This window comes from Vibrio sp. 10N.286.51.C3 (genome assembly GCF_003050065.1).
GTDB classification, from domain to species: domain Bacteria; phylum Pseudomonadota; class Gammaproteobacteria; order Enterobacterales; family Vibrionaceae; genus Vibrio; species Vibrio crassostreae.
Genome location: NZ_PIGC01000002.1, coordinates 339,448 through 361,413 on the forward strand (window position 1 = coordinate 339,448; position 21,966 = coordinate 361,413).

Consider the following 21,966-nt stretch of genomic DNA (forward strand, 5'->3'; position numbering starts at 1 on the left):
GAGAAAGGAGGTTTGCTATTTGTTAGGAGGTTTTATCTTAACGGTCACGAAAATGCCGCAAAAAGCGGCATCATTCATAAATTAACGAGAGCAAAGTAGAGTAAAGAATACTCGTTATGAATTACTTCCCACTTAAGCAGCTTGTGTAGCTATCTGTAAGTTGCTGAAGAAAATCGAAATAACTTCCACTCTTCACTTCAACCGTTGAACCGATCGGATCAAGCTGGCCTTGTTTAGCGTTACTTCCACGAGTCACCGATTCGATCACAGCCGGAGTAAATTGAGGCTCTGCGAATACACATTGAACATTGTCACGCACCAAGGTTTTCTTGATAGCAATCAGGCTTTTTGCGCCCGGTTTACGCTCTGGGCTCACCGTAAAGTGGCCTAAGTTATTTAGTTCAAACTCTTGCTCAAAGTAGCCATACGCATCGTGAAATACGTAGTAACCTTTGTCTTTCACTGGCGCAAGTTGTTCATGAATAGACTGCTGCTTTTCTTTTAAAGCAATCAGGAATGAATCTAGGTTCTCTTGATACGCCATTGCGTTATCAGGGTCAGATTCAATCAACTTTGCTGAGATGTATTTTGCGGCCACTTCAACTTGATCGATACCTAACCAAAAATGCGGGTCATGGCTACCATGATTATGTCCTTCATGAGCATCGTGGTCATCGTGTCCGAACTCTCGCAAGTTAATTCCTGGAATCTCGCTGATCTTGATAACGTTTTCTTTTGAACCAATCACCTTAGTCAAAAAGGCTTCTAGGTCAGGGCCAAACCAGATAACCATATCGGCACTGTGAACTTTTTTGACATCAGATGGCTTAAGCGCATAATCGTGCGGCGAAGCATTGCTGTTCATCAACACATCCGGTTCACTAACGCCCTGCGTTAATTCCGTCACAATCATTTGAATTGGTTTAAAGCTTGTTAGAATAGTATTGGCACTTGCGACACTTGGCGCTAAAAGCAAAGTAGCAAGTATAAAAGATGAACGTGACATAATCCCTCGATAATAGAAAAGTAGCTTAGGCTTGAGGTAAATGTTACATTATAACATTAGTGAATTGCAAATGAGTTCTATTCATGGATAACTTAATCCAACTAGATTCTGTGAGCGTCGAATTTGACGGTCGAAAAGTTCTAGACAACATCTCTCTAAATTTAGAGCGCGGCAGAATCACCACCCTGATTGGGCCAAACGGTGCAGGAAAGTCGACATTAGTAAAAGTGGTACTGGGTTTACAGACCAAATTTTCAGGCACAATAACAAAAGCCAAAAAACTGAAAATTGGCTATGTACCACAAAAATTAAAGCTCAATGACTCACTACCGCTCAACGTAGAGCGTTTTCTAAAGCTCACTGGCAAGTTCAGTCAGCAAGAAATCCTTGAAGCATTGAAGCTCGTTGGTGCTGAACATCTGCAAAAGAGCAACATGCACCAGTTATCAGGCGGTGAAAACCAACGTGTGCTCATTGCTCGTTCATTACTAAGAAGACCAGACCTACTGGTTCTTGATGAACCGGCTCAAGGAGTCGACGTTCAAGGGCAAATTGACCTGTATGACTTGATTGACACCATTCGTCACCGCTTTGGTTGTGCCGTATTTATGGTTTCACATGACCTGCATTTAGTGATGGCAAAAACAGACGATGTTATCTGTTTGCACCATCATATCTGTTGCTCAGGCGCACCTGCAGACATCAAACACCACCCTTCGTATATTGCGCTCTTTGGCACCGCGACCCAAGAAACACTAGCGTTTTATCACCACCAACACGAACATCACCATCATGATCTTGCAGGCCAACCAGTAACGGGCGGTGCACATGAATGTTCAAACCATAAACACGGACACCACTAATGCTTGAGTTTCTTCTTCCCTCTATTTTGGCGGGTTTGGGTATTGCACTGATTGCAGGCCCACTAGGTTCATTCGTGGTTTGGCGCAAGATGGCTTACTTTGGTGACACGCTTGCTCACGCTTCTTTGATGGGATTAGCACTTGGCTTCCTGTTCAACATTAACTTGTACTTCGCGCTGCTGATCTGTTGTTTGATGCTGGCTGTGTTGCTCGTAACATTGCAAAAACAAAAACTGGTCGCGACCGATACCCTACTCGGTATTTTGGCGCACAGTGCGCTCTCTTTAGGCCTTGTAGCGGTAAGCTTCTTAGACAACGTTCGAGTTGACCTAATGAGTTACTTATTTGGCGACTTGCTTGCGGTATCGCCGACTGATTTAGTGTTTATCTATGCGGGTGCAGCCGTGATTGGATTGGTACTTGCTATCTTTTGGCGCCCACTACTATCCACAACGGTTAACGAAGACCTAGCGGCGGTTGATGGCATCAACATTGATTTAATGCGTCTGATTTTGATGTTGCTTGTTGGTATCGTGATTGCTGTCGGTATGAAGTTTGTTGGTGCGTTAATCATGACATCGCTGCTGATCATCCCTGCGGCTACAGCAAGGAAATTCGCGAATACACCCGAGCAAATGGCCTTCATCGCATCGATTATTGGCTCTATCGCAGTGTTCGGAGGACTAAGCTTGTCTTGGTTCTATGATACGCCTGCAGGCCCGTCTGTTGTTATTAGTGCTGCAGCAATGTTTATGTTATCTCAAATGATTAGAAGTCGCGCTTAAGCGTACGATTTTCGTATCTCGTAAGATTGAAAACAGACAAAAAAGGCTTGGTCAGTGACCAAGCCTTTTTAATATCGTTCAGTTAACTTCTATCTCAATCGATAAAAGCCAGCTGATTACCAACCCGTGATTTCACGTAGGCCTTTACCGATGTCAGCAAGAGACTTAACAGTCTTAACGCCTGCTGCTTCTAGTGCTGCGAATTTATCTTCAGCAGTACCTTTACCGCCAGAGATGATTGCGCCAGCGTGGCCCATACGTTTACCCGGAGGAGCAGTAACACCAGCGATGTAAGATACAACTGGCTTAGTTACGTTTGCTTTGATGAACTCAGCCGCTTCTTCTTCCGCAGTACCACCGATCTCACCAATCATTACGATTGCTTCAGTCTCTGGGTCTTCTTGGAAAAGTTTTAGGATATCAATGAAGTTTGAACCTGGGATAGGGTCACCACCGATACCAACACATGTAGACTGACCAAAGCCTTCATCTGTTGTTTGCTTAACTGCTTCGTACGTAAGAGTACCGCTGCGAGATACGATACCTACTTTACCCTTCTTGTGGATGTGACCAGGCATGATACCAATCTTACACTCGTCTGGAGTGATAAGACCTGGGCAGTTAGGACCGATCATGCGAACGCCAGTTTCTTCTAGCTTCACTTTAACGTCGATCATATCTGTTGTAGGGATACCTTCAGTGATCGTTACGATCAGTTCGATACCTGCATCAATTGCTTCTAGGATTGCATCTTTACAGAAAGGAGCTGGTACATAGATAACTGTTGCTGTTGCGCCAGTTACTTCTACTGCTTCGCGTACTGTGTTGAATACTGGAAGGCCTAGGTGAGTTTGACCACCTTTACCAGGTGAAACACCACCAACCATTTGCGTGCCGTATGCGATAGCTTGGTCTGAGTGGAATGTACCTTGACCGCCAGTGAAACCCTGACAGATTACTTTAGTGTCTTTGTTAATTAATACAGACATTATTTAGCCTCCGCAGCAGCAACAACTTTCTGAGCAGCATCTGTTAGAGATTCAGCTGCAATGATATCAACATCAGAATTAGCAAGTACTTCGCGACCTAGGTCTGCGTTTGTACCTTCTAGACGAACAACTACAGGAACTGTTACGCCGACTTCTTTAACCGCACCGATAATACCTTCAGCGATCATGTCACAACGAACGATGCCACCGAAGATGTTAACTAGTACTGCTTTAACATTGTCATCAGAAAGGATGATCTTGAATGCTTCAGCTACACGCTCTTTCGTCGCGCCGCCGCCTACATCAAGGAAGTTTGCTGGCTTGCCGCCATGTAGGTTTACGATATCCATCGTACCCATCGCAAGGCCTGCACCGTTGACCATACAGCCAACGTTACCATCTAGTGCTACGTAGTTCAGCTCCCACTGTGCTGCGTGTGCTTCGCGCTCATCTTCTTGTGAAGGATCGTGCATTTCACGAAGCTTTGGCTGACGGTACATTGCGTTTGAGTCAATGTTGATCTTGCCGTCAAGACAAAGAAGGTTGCCTTCGCCAGTAATTACAAGCGGGTTGATTTCTAGTAGCGCTAGGTCGTACTGAGAGAACATTTGGCCAAGACCCATGAAGATCTTAACGAACTGTTTAATTTGATCGCCAACTAGACCAAGTTTGAACGCCAGTTCACGGCCTTGGTAAGCTTGAGGGCCCACTAGAGGATCGATCGCTGATTGGTGAATCAACTCTGGAGTTTCTTCAGCGATTTTCTCAATGTCCACACCGCCTTCAGTTGACGCCATGAATACAATTTTACGCGTTGCGCGGTCAACAACAGCACCTAGGTAAAGTTCGTTAGCAATGTTTGATGCTTCTTCAACTAGGATTTTTGTTACAGGCTGACCATTAGCGTCTGTTTGGTAAGTCACTAGGTTTTTACCTAGCCACTTTTGTGCAAACTCTTTAACGCCTTCTTTGGTGTCATGCAGCTCTACGCCGCCCGCTTTACCGCGGCCACCAGCGTGTACTTGACACTTAACGACTTTCTTGGCTGTACTGATACGACCTGCAGCTTCGAAAGCTTCTTGTGCAGTATCACATGCGAAACCTTCTGGTACAGGCAAACCGAATTCTGCAAACAGCTGTTTGGCTTGGTATTCATGCAAATTCATTTTGATATTCCGTTTATTTTCCCTTAAGGGATTATTATTTCCATAACGACACAGTTTCCTGTGTTACGTCTGTAGGGTCTTCTCAAATCAACTGCTGTCCATTTTCTAATGGCTTTACAGTTCAAGTGAAGGCCAGACGTTGAGCAGCCTAGCCTTTGAAACTTTTTACGTCTAGCTAACGGGGTTAACTAGACGTTTTAGCGATACTAAACGTCTAACAGCAGACGTGCAGGATCTTCTAGAAGCTCTTTGATGGTCACTAGGAAACCAACTGATTCACGGCCATCGATTAGACGGTGGTCGTAAGAAAGCGCTAGGTACATCATTGGTAGAATCTCTACCTTGCCATCAACAGCCATTGGACGATCTTGGATTTTGTGCATACCCAGGATTGCCGCTTGAGGCGGGTTGATGATTGGCGTAGACATTAGAGAACCAAATACACCACCGTTTGTGATAGTGAAGTTACCGCCCATCAGCTCATCAACAGTTAGCTTGCCGTCACGGCCTTTGATTGCTAGCTCTTTGATGCCTTTTTCGATGTCAGCGAAACCTAGTGTGTCACAGTCTTTCAGTACTGGAGTTACTAGACCACGTGGCGTTGATACTGCCATGCTGATGTCGAAGTAGTTGTGGTAAACGATATCTGTACCGTCGATAGAAGCGTTCACTTCTGGGAAACGTTTTAGCGCTTCTGTTACTGCTTTCACATAGAAAGACATGAAGCCCAGACGCGTGTCGTGACGCTTCTCAAATTGGTCTTTGTACTGCTTACGAAGGTCCATGATTGGCTTCATGTTCACTTCGTTGAAAGTAGTCAGCATTGCTGTGCTGTTCTTCGCTTCTAGAAGACGGTTTGCAACTGTCTTACGTAGGCGAGTCATAGGTACGCGTTTTTGGCTACGAGCTGCTGCTGGCGCTTCAACTGCTGGTGCAGATGCTGCTGCCGGAGCCGCTTTCGCTGCTGCTAGATGTGCGTCGATGTCTTCACGAGTAATACGACCACCAACACCAGTGCCTTTAACGTCAGCTGGTTGTAGGTTGTGCTCTGCAAGCAAGCGACGAACAGCTGGGCTTAGTGCGTCGTTGCTCTCTTCTGTAAGAGCCGCTTTGTGGCGCTTATCAGGAGAAGCTTCTGTATCTTCCGTTGTATCTTTCGTTGGTTCACCAGCGACAGCACCCGGCTTGATTTTAGCCAGAAGCTGTTTAGAAAGTACCGTAGCACCTTCTTCTTCGATGATAGCTTCCAGAACACCCGCTTCAGGAGCCGGTACTTCTAGAACTACTTTATCTGTTTCGATGTCTACAATGACTTCATCACGTGCAACCGCTTCGCCTGGTTTTTTGTGCCAAGTCGCTACTGTTGCATCAGCCACAGATTCAGGTAAATCTGGAACCAGAATTTCAATTGTCATGTCTGTATTTTCCTTTTACTTCTAGTTCTTAAGTAGGGTCAAAGCGTCGTCTACTAACGCTTTTTGTTGTTTCAAGTGTACCGACATATAGCCAACAGCTGGTGATGCTGATGCAGGGCGACCTGCGTATTGAATATCAGCACCCACTGGGATAGCAGCTCGGAAATTATGTTGGCTACTGTACCAAGCACCTTGGTTTTGTGGCTCTTCTTGACACCAAACGTAATCGACTACATTTGTGTACTGTGCGATGGCAGCTCTCACGTCCTCGTAAGGGAACGGGTAAAGTTGCTCGATACGCACAATAGCGACATCGTCTTGCTCGTTCTTACGTCGTTGGTCAAGCAGGTCAAAGTAAACCTTACCTGAACAGAACACGACGCGTTTTACGTTCTCAGGTGTCAGATCATCAATTTCTGCGATAGCTGGTTGGAACGTGCCTTCTGCCAAATCTTCAAGAGAAGAAGTACACAGAGGGTGACGAAGCAATGACTTAGGTGACATTACAATCAGTGGACGACGCATTGGTCGAACAACCTGACGGCGAATCATGTGGTAAACCTGCGCCGGTGTTGAAGGAACAACAACCTGCATGTTTTGTTCAGCACATAACTGAAGGTAACGCTCAAGACGTGCAGAAGAGTGCTCTGGGCCTTGACCTTCATAACCGTGAGGAAGCAGCATAGTTAGACCACATAAACGTGCCCACTTTTGCTCACCTGATGAAATGAATTGGTCGATAACAACTTGTGCACCGTTTGCGAAGTCACCAAATTGTGCTTCCCAAAGGGTTAGACCGCTTGGTTCTGCTGTTGCATAACCATACTCAAATGCGAGTACCGCTTCTTCAGATAACACAGAGTCAAACACTTGGAATGGCCCTTGTTTATCATGAATGTTCGCAAGAGGAACATACGTGCTTGCATCTGATTGATTGTGCAGTACTGAGTGACGGTGGAAGAACGTACCACGACCTGAATCTTGGCCAGAGATACGAATACGCTTACCGTCGTCAACAAGTGTTGCGTAAGCCAGAGTTTCAGCCATACCCCAATCGACTTGTTTCTCACCATTCACCATGGCAGTACGATCGTTGTACAGTTTATTGACTCGGCTTTGCAGCTTGTGGCTGTCTGGGTATTGGCAAAGTTTGGTACCAAGCTCTTTCAGGCGCTCGATATCAATCTTGTTATCCCACTCGATGTTCCAGTCGTGACCTAGGTAAGGAGACCAGTCTACTGAGTGAAGTGCCATTGGACGCCACTCTTTAACCACAACTTCACCGTGATCAAGTGCATCACGATATTCGTTAACTAGCTGAGTTGCTGTATCAATACCAAACTCACCGCGCTCCATTAGCACGTCAGCGTAAAGCTTACGTGGTGTTGGGTGCTTTTTGATTTTTTGGTACATCAAAGGCTGTGTTGCATTCGGCTCATCGGCTTCGTTGTGACCGTGGCGACGGTAACAAACCAAATCAATAACAACATCACGCTTAAACGTATTACGGTAATCCAATGCCAAACGAGCGACGAAAGCGACCGCTTCTGGGTCATCAGAGTTAACGTGGAAAATCGGAGCCTGAACCATCTTCGCGATATCAGTACAGTACATCGTAGAACGAGTATCGCGTGGGTTAGACGTTGTAAAACCAACTTGGTTATTTACAACGATACGAACCGTACCACCCACACAGAAACCACGCGCTTGAGACATGTTAAACGTCTCTTGTACTACACCCTGACCAGCGATAGCTGAGTCACCGTGGATAGTAATTGGAAGTACACGGCTACCGTCATTATCACCAAGGCGATCTTGACGCGCGCGTACTGAACCGATAACTACCGGGTTTACGATTTCTAAGTGAGATGGGTTAAATGCAAGTGCTAAGTGAACGTTGCCGCCTGGCGTTGCGAAGTCCGCAGAGAAACCTTGGTGGTATTTCACGTCACCAGTACCCCACGTGTCATCGTGCTTGCCCGCAAACTCGTCAAACAGGTCTTGTGGCTTTTTACCAAGCACGTTGACCAACATGTTTAGACGACCACGGTGAGCCATACCAACAACAACTTCGCGCATGCCTTGTCCGCCAGCATGACGAATAATTTCTTTCGTCATTGGGATAAGCGCATCACCACCTTCCAACGAGAAGCGTTTTGCGCCTGGGAATTTCGCACCAAGATAGCGCTCAAGACCTTCAGCAGCAGTTAGCTCTTCTAGGAAAGCTTGTTTTTCTTCTTTGTTGAAAGAGGGTTGACCAGATACAGACTCTAAACGTTGTTGGATCCAACGCTTTTGCTCTGTATTTGTCATGTGCATGTATTCTGCACCAATAGAGCCACAATAAGTTTGCTTTAGAGATTTGTAGAGATCTTTAAGCACCATCGTCTCTTGGCCAATGGCGTAAGAGCCGACGTTAAACGTCTCATTGAGGTCATCTTCGGTAAGAGTGTGGAAAGAAGGGTCCAGTTCATCAACTGTCGCTCTTTTCCATAAACCTAGGGGGTCTAGATTTGCTGCTTGATGCCCTCGGAATCGATAGGCATTAATAAGTTGCAGAACCTTTACTTGTTTCGCATCGACATCTGGATCACTAACTTGGACACTGTAATGCTTTGTTTCTTGAGCGAGTCGACGGAAGTATTCACGAACACGAGAGTGTGGTTGTTCCACTGTCTCTGAAGCTTGCACAGGCAGTTCTTCAAAAACACTTCTCCATTCGTCACTTACCGAATCTGGGTCACTTAGATACAGTTCATAGAGTTCTTCTACGTACGTTGCATTGGCGCCAGCCAAGTGTGAAGACTCGAGCCATGCCTTCATCACGCCGTTGTGCATATTTTCCCTTAACCAGTAGTTTTCACGTTTGCTGCGGTCTATGCCGAGCTATTAAAAGGCCGCCCCAAAACTTCTAGGGCGGCAATTTTTATATAACTTAAACCGAACGATTCACTAGCATGGTCTTGATGTGACCAATCGCTTTCGTCGGATTTAATCCCTTAGGACAAACACTTACACAATTCATGATGCCATGGCAACGAAAAACGCTAAATGCATCATCAAGATCGGACAAACGTTCGTCTGTCGCTGTATCTCGGCTATCAATTAGCCAACGGTACGCTGCAAGCAGGCCTGCTGGTCCGATGAATTTGTCAGGGTTCCACCAGAACGATGGGCATGACGTTGTACAACATGCACACATGATACATTCGTACAATCCATCTAAATGAGCACGCTCATCAGGGCTTTGTAAGTTTTCGCGAGCCGGTGGCACATTGCCATCAGACACTAAGAATGGCTTCACTTTTTCGTAGTTATCGTAGAACTGAGTCATGTCTACAATTAGGTCACGAACAACGGGTAAGCCAGGCAGTGGGCGAATCACAATCTTGTCTTGGCCAGAAAGCGCAGACAATGGCGTGATACACGCTAGGCCATTTTTACCGTTCATGTTCAAACCATCAGAGCCACATACGCCTTCACGGCATGAGCGACGGAATGAGATTGTTGGATCTTGCTCTTTCAACAGAATAAGCGCATCCAAAAGCATCATGTCTGAACCTTCATCCACTTCTAGAGTGTATTCCTTCATATAAGGCTTCTGGTCGACATCTGGATTGTAACGATATAAAGAGAAATTCAGTTTCATGGTCATATCTCCTTAGTACGTACGTGCTTTTGGTGGGAACGCTTCACGATGGATAGGTTCCATGTTTACACCACGCTTAGTCATGCTCTCTGACTCTGGGTTGTAAAGTGAGTGGCATAGCCATTGCTCATCATCACGGTCAGGGAAATCGAATCGAGCGTGTGCGCCACGGCTCTCTGTACGGAAGTTTGCAGCAACAGCCGTTGCGAATGCCGTTTCCATCAAGTTTTCAAGCTCTAGACACTCGATACGTTGAGTGTTGAACTCTGTCGACTTGTCAGATAGGTGTGCATTCTTCAGACGTTCGCGAATCGCTTTAAGCTCTTCTAGGCCTTCAGCCATTGCTTTACCTTCACGGAATACCGAGAAGTTGTTCTGCATACATTGCTGAAGATCTTTACGAATTTGCGCTGGATCTTCACCGTCTGTGCTGTTTTCCCAACGGTTGTAACGCTCTAGTGAACGTTCAATGTCAGCTTCAGTTGCAGGCTTAGCTTCGTCTTGCTTCTTCAGTGTCTCACCTAGGTGTAGACCTGTCGCACGACCAAATACCACTAAATCAAGCAGTGAGTTACCACCTAGACGGTTAGCACCGTGTACAGAAACTGATGCAATTTCACCACAAGCAAATAGGCCTTGTATTTCAACATCGCTTCCGTCTTCAGTTTGCTTAATAGCTTGACCAGAAACTTGTGTTGGAACACCACCCATCATGTAGTGACATGTTGGGATTACTGGGATTGGCTCTTTCACTGGATCAACGTGAGCAAAGGTACGAGAAAGTTCACATACACCAGGAAGACGAGATTCAAGCGTCTCTTTACCTAGGTGATCAAGTTTCAGCTTGATGTGTGGACCCCAAGGGCCATCGCAGCCGCGACCTTCACGGATTTCAACCATCATTGAACGAGCAACAACATCACGACCCGCTAAGTCTTTAGCGTTTGGTGCGTAACGTTCCATGAAACGTTCGCCGTCTTTATTGAGAAGGTAACCACCTTCACCACGACAACCTTCCGTTACCAATACACCAGCGCCAGCAATACCCGTTGGGTGGAACTGCCACATTTCGATGTCTTGCATTGGAACGCCAGCACGAATCGCCATACCAACACCGTCACCAGTGTTGATGTGTGCGTTAGTTGTCGAAGCGTAGATACGACCAGCACCACCAGTAGCAAGGATTGTTGCCTTCGCTTTGAAGTAGCAAACTTCGCCAGTTTCCATACAAAGCGCGGTTGTACCTAAGATTGCACCATCTTCGTTCTTCACAAGATCCAGTGCATACCACTCAGAGAAAACCGTCGTTTTGTGTTTAATGTTTTGTTGGTAAAGCGTATGAAGCAGTGCGTGACCAGTACGGTCGGCTGCAGCTGCGGTACGAGCCGCTTGCTCACCACCAAAGTTTTTAGATTGACCACCGAAAGGACGTTGGTAAATAGTACCGTTCTCAAAACGTGAGAAAGGTAGGCCCATTTTTTCAAGTTCGATTACCGACTCAGGACCGTTTTTACACATGTACTCGATAGCGTCTTGGTCACCGATGTAATCAGAACCTTTTACTGTGTCATACATGTGTTGTTCCCAATGGTCTTCGTGCGCGTTACCAAGAGCAACAGTGATGCCGCCTTGCGCAGAAACCGTATGAGAACGAGTAGGGAAAACTTTAGAAAGCAATGCACAAGATAGGCCTTGCTCAGAAATTTGCAGTGCGGCACGCATACCTGCACCACCAGCGCCGATAACTACGGCATCAAACTCACGAACAGGAATAGTCACTTACGCACCCCACAAAATAAACAGACCAGAGAAGAAATATCCAAGAAGAACTGCAACAACACCAACTTGAAGACCAACACGCAGTTTTGCGCATTTGATGTAGTCAGTTAGTACTTGCCATAGGCCGATCCACGCGTGAACCAAAACAGAAGTAAGCGCTAACATGGTGAAGACTTTAGTGAATGTTCCACCAAAGAATTGCGTCCAAGATGCGTAAGAGATATCACCAGAGAAAGCACAGAAGCTTACTAGGTAGATAGTGTAAAGAGTCATAATGATGGCAGTTGCACGAATCAGTAGATAATCATGAACACCATTACGACCAAAAGTAGAAACGTTGTTTACCATACTAAGATCCCCGCTAGTAGAGACAATACCGCTGTTGCTGCGAATGCAACCTTAGCGCTCTTAGCGCCAGATTCCAGCTCTTCAAAGTGACCTAGGTCCATAAGAAGGTGACGAATACCACCAGCAATGTGGTAAGCCAAAGCGGTTAAAATGCCCCACAGAATAAACTTCACGAAGAAACCATCGACAATGTCGCTAGCTTCCATAAAGCCTACTGGGGATGAGAGGGAAATGGATAGTAACCAAAGCAAAATTCCAATCGCGACAAAAGTTATCACCCCAGACACACGGTGTAGGATGGAAGCTATTGCTGTGATTGGAAAGTGGATGGTCTGTAAATCTAAATTAACAGGTCTTGTCTTTCTTTCTTTCACGGGCTTGCTCACTCAGCTCCATTGAGCATTATGGTCATTAAATAACCTTATGATATTGTTATGGACAAAATTTGATTGCTAACCTTCAAAATTTAACATTAACTTAACAAATAACTGAAGTTGAGCCTTAGATAATTGTAAAATAATTGTTAACTGCTCGATTAAGAAAGACACCTCACATTTCTTCTTAGCCTTGCATTTATAAGGTTTTAACCAAACTTTTCAGCGCCACTATACGGCTGGCAACATTCTAATACAATTGATGTAACAAATAATGCTACACAGACCAGATTTTTAACGAATTTAATGTAAAAAACACTAACAAGTGCACACAAAGCTGCAGAAAAATTGACTTTCCCACGTAAGACCAGTAAAAAAATGGCACATAAACATCCTGGACGGATTAAATAATAAACAAAGGAGATTGTTATGGCGGATAAGAAAGCTACCCTTCACATTGAAGGTCAAGCGCCAATCGAGCTGCCGATTACAGAAGGTGTACTTGGTACTCCAGTGATCGATGTTCGTACACTAGGTTCTAATGGTTTTTTCACTTTTGACCCTGGTTTTCTTGCCACTGCATCCTGTGAGTCTCAAATCACTTTTATTGACGGTGGAAAAGGTATTCTTTTACATCGTGGTTACCCAATTGACCAACTTGCCAATAACGCTGATTACTTAGAAGTATGTTACATACTTCTTTACGGTGAAGCCCCATCTCGAGCTGAGTACGAAAAGTTCAAGACTACCGTGACACGTCACACTATGGTGCATGAGCAAATTGCTAGTTTCTTCCACGGCTTCCGCCGTGACGCTCACCCTATGGCTGTAATGTGTGGTGTTGTAGGTGCTCTAGCGGCGTTCTACCACGACTCACTTGATGTAAACAACGATACACACCGTGAAATTGCGGCATACCGCCTGATTTCAAAAATGCCGACACTGGCAGCAATGTGTTACAAGTATTCAATCGGTCAGCCGTTTATCTACCCACGTAACGACCTTGGCTACGCAGAAAACTTCTTACACATGATGTTTGCAAACCCATGTGAAGAGTATGAAGTGAACCCTATCGTCGCTCGTGCAATGGATAAAATCTTTACTCTACACGCTGATCACGAACAGAATGCTTCTACGTCTACAGTACGTCTTGCTGGTTCATCTGGGGCTAACCCGTTTGCATGTATCGCTGCAGGTATCGCATCACTTTGGGGCCCTGCTCACGGCGGTGCAAACGAAGCTTGTCTGCGTATGCTTGAAGAGATCGGTAGCGTAGATAACATTGAAGAATACGTTGCGAAAGCAAAAGACAAAGATGACCCATTCCGTTTGATGGGCTTCGGTCACCGTGTTTACAAGAACTACGATCCACGTGCAACAGTAATGCGCGAAGCGTGTCACGAAGTACTTAAAGAGCTAAACATCCAAGATCCACTACTAGACGTAGCAATGGAACTTGAGCGTATCGCTCTATCTGATGAGTACTTTGTTTCTAAGAAGCTATACCCGAACGTAGATTTCTATTCAGGTATCATTCTGAAAGCAATCGGCATTCCAGTGTCTATGTTCACAGTAATCTTCGCGATGTCTCGTACTATCGGTTGGATTGCACACTGGAACGAGATGCACAGCGATCCGACGAACCGTATCGGTCGCCCTCGTCAGCTATATACTGGTGAAGAACAACGTGACTTTAAAGCACTTTACGAACGTGAATAGTCGCTATAAAGCATAATGTTAAAAGGGGTTGATGTAAGAACATCAACCCCTTTTCTTTTCTACGGGATACAATCGACTCGTATCCCTCATCTCGCATCTGTTCTTAAACCGGATTATCGATATCGATAAACTCAACATCCAATCCATGCTCTTTTGCTAACCACTCGCCCAATGCTTTAACACCGTAGCGTTCTGTTGCATGGTGACCTGCGGCAAAGTAATGGATGTCTTGCTCACGAGCCGAGTAAGTTGTGCGCTCTGAAATTTCACCAGAGATAAATGCATCAATACCTTGAGAAGCCGCCAGCTCAATGTAATCTTGACCACCACCAGTACACCAACCTACCGTTTCAATCATTTTATCGGCGTTTTCAGGAGCAATATGCAGTGGTTTACGATTTAGAACATGATCAATTTTTTCTGAAAACTCAGCACCTGTCATTGGTTTTTTTAATTTACCAAACATTGCAACCGATTGTGGGTGCCCTTCCAAGCCACCTTCTACCTCAATATCAAGCAGCTCAGCGAGCTTGGCGTTGTTACCAAGTTCAGGGTGGATATCGAGAGGTAAGTGATAACCTAGAAGATTAATGTCATTCTTAATCAGAGTACGAATGCGCTTGCCCTTCATGCCACGAATCGCTTCTGACTCACCTTTCCAAAAGAAACCGTGATGAACCAACAAAGCATCGGCATTCAATTCTACCGCTTTATCAATCAGAGCTTGAGAGGCTGTTACACCAGTAACGATGCGCTTCACTTCAGATGCACCCTCGACTTGAAGACCATTCGGGCAGTAATCTTTAATCTGTTGTGGCTGCAGTTTTTCGTTAAGTAGCTTTTCTAATTGTAAGTTATTCATTTTTATTTCCAGCTTACCTTTATAATAACGTCGTTATATCAATTTACGGGTAGAATGTCGAAAGCCCCACGATGAGTTTATGAGGAAGAGATGACAGCACTGCAACGTTTTTACCAATGGGTCATCGACTCACCACCATTACTAGAAATCAAGCCACCGATTTCTGATCTCACAGCATTCTCAAACCACCAAGAGCTCGACGACGCACATACTTATGATGGTAATCCTAGATTAGGCTTTCTCTACCAACACTTATGTGAACAAGTCATCACTGCTTCGGATAATTATTCAATCAAGCACGATGAGATCCAGATTAATGTTGAGGGTAGAACACTCGGCGCAATCGACTTTATTCTCGAAAAAGCGAACGACCAAAAGTTAGAACACTGGGAAGTGGCGATTAAGTTTTATCTGCTCCACGAACAAACTTGGTTTGGCCCCAACTCTCACGATCAATTGGATAAGAAGCTCGAAAGGATGCTCAGCCACCAGCTTGGTATGTCATCTTCATCCGCTTTTATTGAGCAGTATCCAGAGATCGATGTCGACTCAAAACATCTCCTCATGCAAGGTCGTCTATACACCAACCCATTCTTAGAGCAAAACGTACCTACTGAATGTTTGGGCTACGACATTAACCCGAGCCAAGTAAACGGCTTTTGGTGCTATCAAAACCAAGCTCATCTAATCACTGAAGCGCTCTACCCTCTCACCAAAGAACAATGGGCGGCAGGGACGGATGATTTCAGCAGTAAGCCTATCACCGAGTTTGGTGATCGCTTCGTCCATGGGCAAACCAAGTCCGGGCAATTCTGGTTTGTGATGCCACAAAGTTGGCCACACGGTTAGTCGTCTAAGCTAACTCACTTACCTTTTCCCGCTTATTACACGCAACCAGCACAAATAAAAAGGGCTGATGTTTTCACATCAACCCTTCTATCTATTTAGCTTTTATATCCAGTAATCAAATTTCGATTACAGACCAGCCGCTGCAAATACTTGGTTCACAATCTCTTGAGCTTCTGCTTCGATTGCTTTCAGGTGCTCTTCACCCTTAAAGCTTTCACAGTAAATCTTGTAGATGTCTTCAGTGCCTGATGGACGAGCAGCAAACCAACCGTTCTCAGTGGTCACTTTCAGGCCACCAATCGCAGCGCCATTACCTGGAGCATGCGTTAAGCGAGCAGTAATCGCATCGCCAGCAAGTGTTTCAGCAGAAACCATCTCTGGAGATAGCTTTTTAAGCACGTCTTTTTGTGCGCCATTTGCTACCGCTTGAATACGGTTATACTTAGATTCACCGTGTTTAGCAGCAAGCTCTTCGTAGTATTCTTGTGGGTTCTTACCCGTTACCGCTGTGATCTCAGCCGCAAGTAGGCAAAGAATCAGGCCATCTTTATCTGTTGACCAAGGCGTACCGTCTTTACGTAGGAAAGAAGCACCTGCACTCTCTTCACCACCAAAACCAAACTGGCCTTTGTAAAGACCATCAACGAACCATTTGAAACCAACTGGCACTTCACAAAGTTCGCGACCTAAGTCAGCAACAACACGGTCAATCAATGCGCTTGATACTAGTGTCTTACCAACAGCAACGTCTTTACCCCAACCTTCACGGTTACGGTATAGGTAATCAATACAAACCGCTAAGAAGTGGTTTGGATTCATCAAGCCTTTAGGTGTCACGATGCCGTGGCGATCGTAATCTGGGTCGTTACCAAACGCTAGAGCGTACTCGTCTTTAAGAGCCAGTAAGCCTGCCATCGCGTATGGGGAAGAACAGTCCATACGAACCACGCCATCTTTATCTAGAGACATAAATTGGAATGAAGGGTCAACCGCTTCACTTACCAGAGTAAGATCTAGATTGTACGCTTTACCAATTTGACGCCAGTAATCAATACCGCTGCCACCTAGTGGATCAACACCAATCTTGATGTTTGCTTTCTGGATCGCTTCCATATCAACGACGTTAACCAAATCAGCGACGTATGGCGCCACTAGGTCGACTTCTTTTACTAGCTCAGACTGTTTAGCCTGTGCGATAGGCGTACGCTTAACACCTTGCATTTGCTCAGCAATGATCACGTTCGCACGGTCTTCAATCGCTTGAGTCAATTCAGCTTCAGCTGGGCCACCGTGTGTCGGGTTGTATTTAATACCGCCGTCTTGAGGTGGGTTATGTGAAGGCGTGATAACAATGCCGTCGGCTTTTTTGTCATTCACTAGGTTGTGCGTAAGAATCGCGTGCGAGATACCCGGTGTTGGAGTAAAGCCGTTGTTTTCTTGAATAATAACTTCAACACCGTTCGCTACAAGCACTTCGATAACCGTAGAGAACGCAGGCTCAGATAGAGCGTGAGTATCTTTACCTAAGAAAAGAGGGCCAGTTGTACCTTGCTCGGCACGAACTTCAGCAACCGCTTGTGCAATTGCTAGAATGTGATTTTCGTTAAATGTTGATTTGTCTGCTGTACCGCGGTGACCTGAAGTACCGAAAAGTACTTTATGATCTGGGTTCGTAGCATCCGGTTGCTGTAAGAAATAGTTAGCAACTAAAGCCGGGATATTATGAAGATCTTCCTGCTGAGCTTTCTGCCCAGCACGAGGGTGCATAGCCATTTTTCGACATCCTTATATATAAAATTTAAAAACAAAAAAACCTCATAATATCTTCTTATCCATGGATATTATGAGGTTTAAATCAGATTTCGTTAAATTGAACCTGTTACTTTTTCTATCAATTCTGCTTGGAAACTCATGCGGCTCATAAGCTGCTCAACCATCTGTCTTTTTCGGCTTGTATTGTTATTAGTAATAACCCAAAAAGGACTTTGTGGAATAGCTTTAGGCTTAGTCGTGTTGCCGTTTGCTAGCAACGTCGCTTCGTTATCTGCAAAGTAAACGCGCTTACGGCCTTTTACTTGAGTTGCTTCTGAAAAGCTTAAAGGGTCGATTTTATGCAGTGTTGATAACACAAGCATGAAACGATCAATGGCTTTCTTTAGTGATGCAAACTCATCTGATATTAGTAGTGAGCGCATTTCTTTAACGCCATCGAACTTCTCTGGAGTAAAGCCTACCTCTTTGCTAACAACGATACCTTTTGGCTCAACGATCTCTTCGATCGGAGCCATGCCTTGGCTATCAACCTGTAACAAGCGGCGCAGAATATCTGAAGCGCTTTCGCCAATACGTTCTGTCTGACCCGCAATAAAACGGTATAGGTCCTCATCAACCTCAATTGTTTTCATTCGCTTTTCACAATCTCAATGTTTAAACTCTGGGGGATTATAGCGAGATCCGCGCGGATACTCTACGTCAAACCCACCATGAATAAGATAAAAATGTCAGTACAGCTCAACTATAAAATTGAAGGTGAGGGTCACACCATTGTTTTGATCCATGGATTATTCGGTAATCTGGACAACCTTGGCTTGCTCGCTAGGGATCTAAAAGCCGATCATCAAGTGCTTAGTATCGATCTACGTAACCACGGCCAATCTTTCCATAGTGACACTCATGACTACCAAGCGATGGCGCAAGATGTCTCTCAACTGTTGAAAGATCTCGAGTTAGACGACGTCACTGTGATTGGTCACTCGATGGGTGGCAAGGTTGCCATGGCACTCACCCAACACCTAGAGCTACGTAAACTGATCGTACTGGACATGGCACCGGTCGCTTACACCCAAAGTCGCCATGATAACGTATTCGCAGGCCTTCAAGCCGTGATAGAAGAAAAACCAGAATCTCGCTCTGAAGCACTTAAAGTACTCGCAAAACATATTGAAATCGACGGGGTTCGCCAGTTCTTAACGAAATCACTATTCAAGTCAGAACAAGGCATTATGGAGTGGCGCTTTAACGTCGCGTCACTACTTGCAAACTACGCTCACATCATTGGCTGGGAACCGATCGACAAAACCTCGGTCAAAACCTTGCTAATAAAAGGTGGGGATTCTGACTACCTCACGGCTGAGCACCAAACTGCAGTTCAGCAGCAATTTTCTAACGCAAAGGCGCACGTCATTGCCAATACGGGTCATTGGCTACACGCAGAAAAGCCAGCTGAAGTACTCAGAGCAATACGAAAATTCATCGCTTAAGCGCGCTTTTTCATGCAGATAAATGAGAGCTGAGTAATCACTGCAGATTAACTTTATCTCGCAACAGTGATATAGTGCGCCCAAGCAAAATTGGTATATAAGGTTCCCATGCTTTACGACTACATGAACATCATTGAATCTGTTGGTTTAGATCTCCTGTTTGCCGCGATTTTCTTTTTAATCGGTATGGCAATTAAGGACGTTCTCAAGCAGGGAAATGTTCCTCCATTTGGTCGTCGCATCGTATGGTTAGTACTTTTCCTTGGCTGTGCGGGTTTTATCGCCAAAGGGATAATCCAACTAAGCTGGGAAGGAACTGGGATCTAACGATTCTCTTCCGAACTTTATCACACCGACAACAGACAAAATGAAAGGTAATGATTCTATGGCAAGTGTAGGTCTCTTCTTTGGTAGCGATACAGGTAACACTGAAGCTGTTGCTAAGATGATTCAAAAGCAATTGAGCAAACAGCTCGTTCACGTTCAAGACATTGCAAAAAGCAGCAAAGAAGATATCGATAACTTCGATCTACTGCTGCTTGGTATCCCTACGTGGTACTACGGCGAAGCACAATGTGATTGGGATGACTTTTTCCCAGAGCTAGAAGCTATTGATTTCTCAACTAAGCTTGTTGCTATCTTTGGTTGTGGCGACCAAGAAGATTACGCAGAATACTTCTGTGATGCTATGGGTACTATCCGTGACATCGTTGAAGCGAAAGGCGGTACTATCCTAGGTCACACATCAACTGAAGGCTACGAATTCGAAGCATCGAAAGGTTTAGTTGAAGGCGATGACAGCCAATTCGTTGGTCTATGTATCGATGAAGACCGTCAACCTGAGCTAACTGATGAGCGCGTATCTAACTGGGTTAAACAAATCCACGAAGAGATGTGCCTAGCAGAGCTAGAAGACTAATTCTCTAGTGGTTGTTAATTGTTACAATTAATAACCATTATGTAGATATGAAAAAACCTCCTTATGGGAGGTTTTTTGCTATTTAAAATCTATTAATTAGCACTCAGCTTCTAATGCTTCATCATCATCTCTAAATTGCGGCTTCTTTCTTACATAAAGGGTGCGTTGAATTTCTGAGACCACATTACCCTGCTTATCTTTCACGTGAATAATAAATTCAGGAAAACACTTTTCACCGAGCTGTGTCTGACGATAGATATCGTCAAGCTGCCCTTGGCTTATCTCAAAATCTGCATACAAGTCCGATTGCCCCGGCTTGATGAAGTTAATGCTCGCTTCTTTATCCCAAACATAATATCGCTCACCTAAAATTCCCATTAACATCAATGAGTAAACGGGATCGGTAAGAGAAAAGATACTGCCGCCATATTGAGTACGATTGGCGTTCTTATTCCACCAGCGTAGCTTAAGTACCGTCTTAACCACCCTAAAGTCAGCGCTAATGTGGGCTATTCGAATACCCGCTCCCCAAAAGGGAGGCCAAATATTAAGAGCAAATTTTACAATGTTGGGTTTATATATTTTTGCGAGTTGCTTATTCATAACAACATTCCATGTTCATATCAGAAACACCGTCACCTTGACTGGTCGTACCTCCACTATAAGTGAGATACTTCCAATTTACAAAACAGATTGTGATGTCAGTAAGTAACCCTTTGAAGTTCGTGGTTTATTGTTATGCCTGACTAAACTATAATGGTATTAATATTGAATTCTGTTAATTGCTGCAGATCATCAACAGGAAAGTATATGTCAGACAATAATCAAGCGCTAAAAGATGCAGGTCTTAAAGTGACCCTTCCACGGCTCAAAATTTTAGAAGTATTACAACAGCCAGACTGCCAACATATTAGTGCTGAAGATTTATATAAGAAGCTGATCGACCTAGGTGAAGAAATCGGTCTTGCAACCGTTTATCGAGTACTTAACCAATTCGATGACGCTGGCATTGTAACTCGTCACCACTTCGAAGGCGGCAAGTCTGTATTTGAACTTTCTACACAGCACCACCACGACCACCTTGTATGTTTAGATTGTGGCGAAGTGATCGAATTCTCTGATGACATCATCGAAGAAAGACAGAAAGAGATTGCTCAGCGTTACAACGTGCAACTGACAAACCACAGTTTATACTTGTACGGAAAAAGCATTAGCGGAGATTGCAAAGGCAATCCAGACGCACATAAAGCGAAGAAGTAATACAGAACGCTGGCTTAGGCCGGCGTTTTTTATATAGGGCTCCATAAAGTATCCATGAAAAGAATCCCGCTAGTTAAGGCTTTTACTTTAATTGAGATGTTGGTTGTTGTGGTGATTATCGCCGTACTTGCTGTTGTTGCCCTTCCCCGTTTTCTTAACATTCAAACCGATGGCCGTATCGCTCTGTTTGACGCTGCTCAATCTCAATTTCAAACTGCGATAACGTTCGCGCATAGTAAATGGCTAGTGAATGGAGGCGGTAATTCAGAAATGAACGACCTTCCAGGCTTCGGCGAGGATGCTAACGGTAACCCACAGCTAGATATCAACGATGAGGGTTACCCTTTAGGTGTTGATAAAAATTCGCCAATGGGCGCGCCCTACAATATAGGTCAAGGCCATCAAGGTTGTGTCGCTATCTGGGACGCAATTATGAACAGCGATCTTACGGTTACAACCGATCGAGACAATTTTGATGGATTCGATTTTGTATCGCGCCGCCAAAATCTAACCTTTTTAACTAAAGAGGGCGATTCTGTTACTGCTCAAGCGCTCTGCTATTACATCTTCACAGCTGAAGGTCATCATAGAAATCCAGACAGAGCTGAATACGTATTTTGGTATAACTCCCGCACTGGTGAAATCACGAACTCTCGACCAGATGATATATAACTTGAGCGAGTAGAGTAAATTAGCAACGTCCTCTCTAGGCACATATCCGCA

22 protein-coding genes are annotated in these 21,966 nt (G+C 44.8%); 9 read left to right on the forward strand and 13 right to left on the reverse strand.

What is annotated here, in order from left to right; translation table 11 throughout:
- Window positions 1-121: 121 nt before the first annotated feature.
- Window positions 122-1,006 (reverse strand): zinc ABC transporter substrate-binding protein ZnuA, encoded by an 885-nt coding sequence (znuA, locus tag CWO27_RS03235; RefSeq protein WP_102433588.1) that lies wholly within the window; start codon window positions 1,004-1,006, stop codon window positions 122-124.
- A gap of 83 nt (window positions 1,007-1,089) precedes the next feature.
- On the opposite strand from znuA, the gene znuC reads away from it, so the two are divergent.
- Both znuC and znuB read left to right on the forward strand, forming a co-directional pair.
- On the forward strand, window positions 1,090-1,869 hold the full coding sequence (gene znuC / locus CWO27_RS03240) for a zinc ABC transporter ATP-binding protein ZnuC (RefSeq protein ID WP_048617861.1): 780 nt from the start codon (window positions 1,090-1,092) through the stop codon (window positions 1,867-1,869).
- Window positions 1,869-2,654 carry a zinc ABC transporter permease subunit ZnuB gene (gene znuB, locus CWO27_RS03245; RefSeq protein ID WP_048660851.1) on the forward strand — a complete coding sequence of 262 codons (786 nt, stop codon included), beginning with the start codon at window positions 1,869-1,871 and terminating at the stop codon, window positions 2,652-2,654. Before znuC ends, znuB begins: the two co-directional genes overlap by 1 nt.
- A 116-nt stretch (window positions 2,655-2,770) precedes the next feature.
- Here the strand turns inward: znuB and sucD are convergent, their stop codons facing one another.
- The 8 genes from sucD to sdhC all read right to left on the reverse strand — a co-directional run bounded on the left by sucD (window position 2,771) and on the right by sdhC (window position 12,386).
- On the reverse strand, window positions 2,771-3,643 hold the full coding sequence (gene sucD, locus CWO27_RS03250) for a succinate--CoA ligase subunit alpha (RefSeq protein ID WP_004734209.1): 873 nt from the start codon (window positions 3,641-3,643) through the stop codon (window positions 2,771-2,773).
- Window positions 3,643-4,809, reverse strand: coding sequence for an ADP-forming succinate--CoA ligase subunit beta (gene sucC, locus CWO27_RS03255; protein ID WP_010436793.1), 1,167 nt, complete (start codon window positions 4,807-4,809; stop codon window positions 3,643-3,645). The genes sucD and sucC overlap by 1 nt, the downstream gene beginning before the upstream one ends.
- 206 nt (window positions 4,810-5,015) lie before the next feature.
- Window positions 5,016-6,224 (reverse strand): 2-oxoglutarate dehydrogenase complex dihydrolipoyllysine-residue succinyltransferase, encoded by a 1,209-nt coding sequence (gene odhB / locus CWO27_RS03260; RefSeq protein ID WP_009847318.1) that lies wholly within the window; start codon window positions 6,222-6,224, stop codon window positions 5,016-5,018.
- Between the two features lie 21 nt (window positions 6,225-6,245).
- The gene (gene sucA / locus CWO27_RS03265; protein WP_102478247.1) at window positions 6,246-9,062 is read right to left on the reverse strand and encodes a 2-oxoglutarate dehydrogenase E1 component; all 2,817 of its coding nucleotides are present in this window, start codon (window positions 9,060-9,062) and stop codon (window positions 6,246-6,248) included.
- Window positions 9,063-9,159: 97 nt separating this feature from the next.
- Entirely contained in the window at window positions 9,160-9,873 is a 714-nt protein-coding gene (locus CWO27_RS03270; RefSeq protein ID WP_010436773.1) for a succinate dehydrogenase iron-sulfur subunit, read from the reverse strand.
- Window positions 9,874-9,885: 12 nt separating this feature from the next.
- Entirely contained in the window at window positions 9,886-11,652 is a 1,767-nt protein-coding gene (gene sdhA / locus CWO27_RS03275) for a succinate dehydrogenase flavoprotein subunit (protein ID WP_048606450.1), read from the reverse strand.
- Window positions 11,653-12,000: a succinate dehydrogenase, hydrophobic membrane anchor protein gene (sdhD, locus tag CWO27_RS03280; protein ID WP_010436768.1), complete on the reverse strand. Its 348-nt coding sequence runs from the start codon at window positions 11,998-12,000 to the stop codon at window positions 11,653-11,655.
- Window positions 11,994-12,386, reverse strand: coding sequence for a succinate dehydrogenase cytochrome b556 subunit (gene sdhC / locus CWO27_RS03285; RefSeq protein WP_019820486.1), 393 nt, complete (start codon window positions 12,384-12,386; stop codon window positions 11,994-11,996). Before sdhC ends, sdhD begins: the two co-directional genes overlap by 7 nt.
- Before the next feature lie 417 nt (window positions 12,387-12,803).
- On the opposite strand from sdhC, the gene CWO27_RS03290 reads away from it, so the two are divergent.
- Entirely contained in the window at window positions 12,804-14,093 is a 1,290-nt protein-coding gene (locus tag CWO27_RS03290; RefSeq protein ID WP_019820487.1) for a citrate synthase, read from the forward strand.
- A gap of 103 nt (window positions 14,094-14,196) precedes the next feature.
- Here CWO27_RS03290 and CWO27_RS03295 read toward each other — a convergent pair whose 3' ends face one another.
- Complete coding sequence (locus CWO27_RS03295) at window positions 14,197-14,955, reverse strand: Nif3-like dinuclear metal center hexameric protein (RefSeq protein WP_019820488.1); 759 nt, start codon at window positions 14,953-14,955, stop codon at window positions 14,197-14,199.
- Window positions 14,956-15,045: 90 nt separating this feature from the next.
- On the opposite strand from CWO27_RS03295, the gene CWO27_RS03300 reads away from it, so the two are divergent.
- Entirely contained in the window at window positions 15,046-15,804 is a 759-nt protein-coding gene (locus CWO27_RS03300; RefSeq protein WP_102433586.1) for a DUF1853 family protein, read from the forward strand.
- 126 nt (window positions 15,805-15,930) lie between these two features.
- On the opposite strand, the gene pgm is transcribed toward CWO27_RS03300, so the two are convergent.
- Both pgm and seqA read right to left on the reverse strand, forming a co-directional pair.
- Window positions 15,931-17,577 carry a phosphoglucomutase (alpha-D-glucose-1,6-bisphosphate-dependent) gene (gene pgm, locus CWO27_RS03305; RefSeq protein WP_102478246.1) on the reverse strand — a complete coding sequence of 549 codons (1,647 nt, stop codon included), beginning with the start codon at window positions 17,575-17,577 and terminating at the stop codon, window positions 15,931-15,933.
- Window positions 17,578-17,669: 92 nt separating this feature from the next.
- The gene (gene seqA, locus CWO27_RS03310) at window positions 17,670-18,209 is read right to left on the reverse strand and encodes a replication initiation negative regulator SeqA (protein WP_019820493.1); all 540 of its coding nucleotides are present in this window, start codon (window positions 18,207-18,209) and stop codon (window positions 17,670-17,672) included.
- A gap of 93 nt (window positions 18,210-18,302) precedes the next feature.
- Between seqA and CWO27_RS03315 the strand changes: the two genes are divergently transcribed.
- From CWO27_RS03315 to fldA, 3 genes are all read left to right on the forward strand, one after another.
- Window positions 18,303-19,064: an alpha/beta fold hydrolase gene (locus CWO27_RS03315; protein ID WP_048660854.1), complete on the forward strand. Its 762-nt coding sequence runs from the start codon at window positions 18,303-18,305 to the stop codon at window positions 19,062-19,064.
- 108 nt (window positions 19,065-19,172) lie between these two features.
- On the forward strand, window positions 19,173-19,391 hold the full coding sequence (locus CWO27_RS03320) for a DUF2788 domain-containing protein (RefSeq protein WP_004737900.1): 219 nt from the start codon (window positions 19,173-19,175) through the stop codon (window positions 19,389-19,391).
- A gap of 58 nt (window positions 19,392-19,449) precedes the next feature.
- Window positions 19,450-19,983 (forward strand): flavodoxin FldA, encoded by a 534-nt coding sequence (gene fldA, locus CWO27_RS03325; RefSeq protein WP_010436745.1) that lies wholly within the window; start codon window positions 19,450-19,452, stop codon window positions 19,981-19,983.
- Window positions 19,984-20,079: 96 nt separating this feature from the next.
- Here the strand turns inward: fldA and CWO27_RS03330 are convergent, their stop codons facing one another.
- Window positions 20,080-20,586 (reverse strand): DUF4442 domain-containing protein, encoded by a 507-nt coding sequence (locus CWO27_RS03330; RefSeq protein ID WP_019820496.1) that lies wholly within the window; start codon window positions 20,584-20,586, stop codon window positions 20,080-20,082.
- Between the two features lie 207 nt (window positions 20,587-20,793).
- On the opposite strand from CWO27_RS03330, the gene fcrX reads away from it, so the two are divergent.
- Complete coding sequence (gene fcrX, locus CWO27_RS03335) at window positions 20,794-21,243, forward strand: ferric iron uptake transcriptional regulator FcrX (protein WP_048606469.1); 450 nt, start codon at window positions 20,794-20,796, stop codon at window positions 21,241-21,243.
- 54 nt (window positions 21,244-21,297) lie between these two features.
- Entirely contained in the window at window positions 21,298-21,915 is a 618-nt protein-coding gene (locus tag CWO27_RS03340) for a prepilin-type N-terminal cleavage/methylation domain-containing protein (RefSeq protein ID WP_080967728.1), read from the forward strand.
- The last annotated feature ends 51 nt before the right edge of the window (window positions 21,916-21,966 follow it).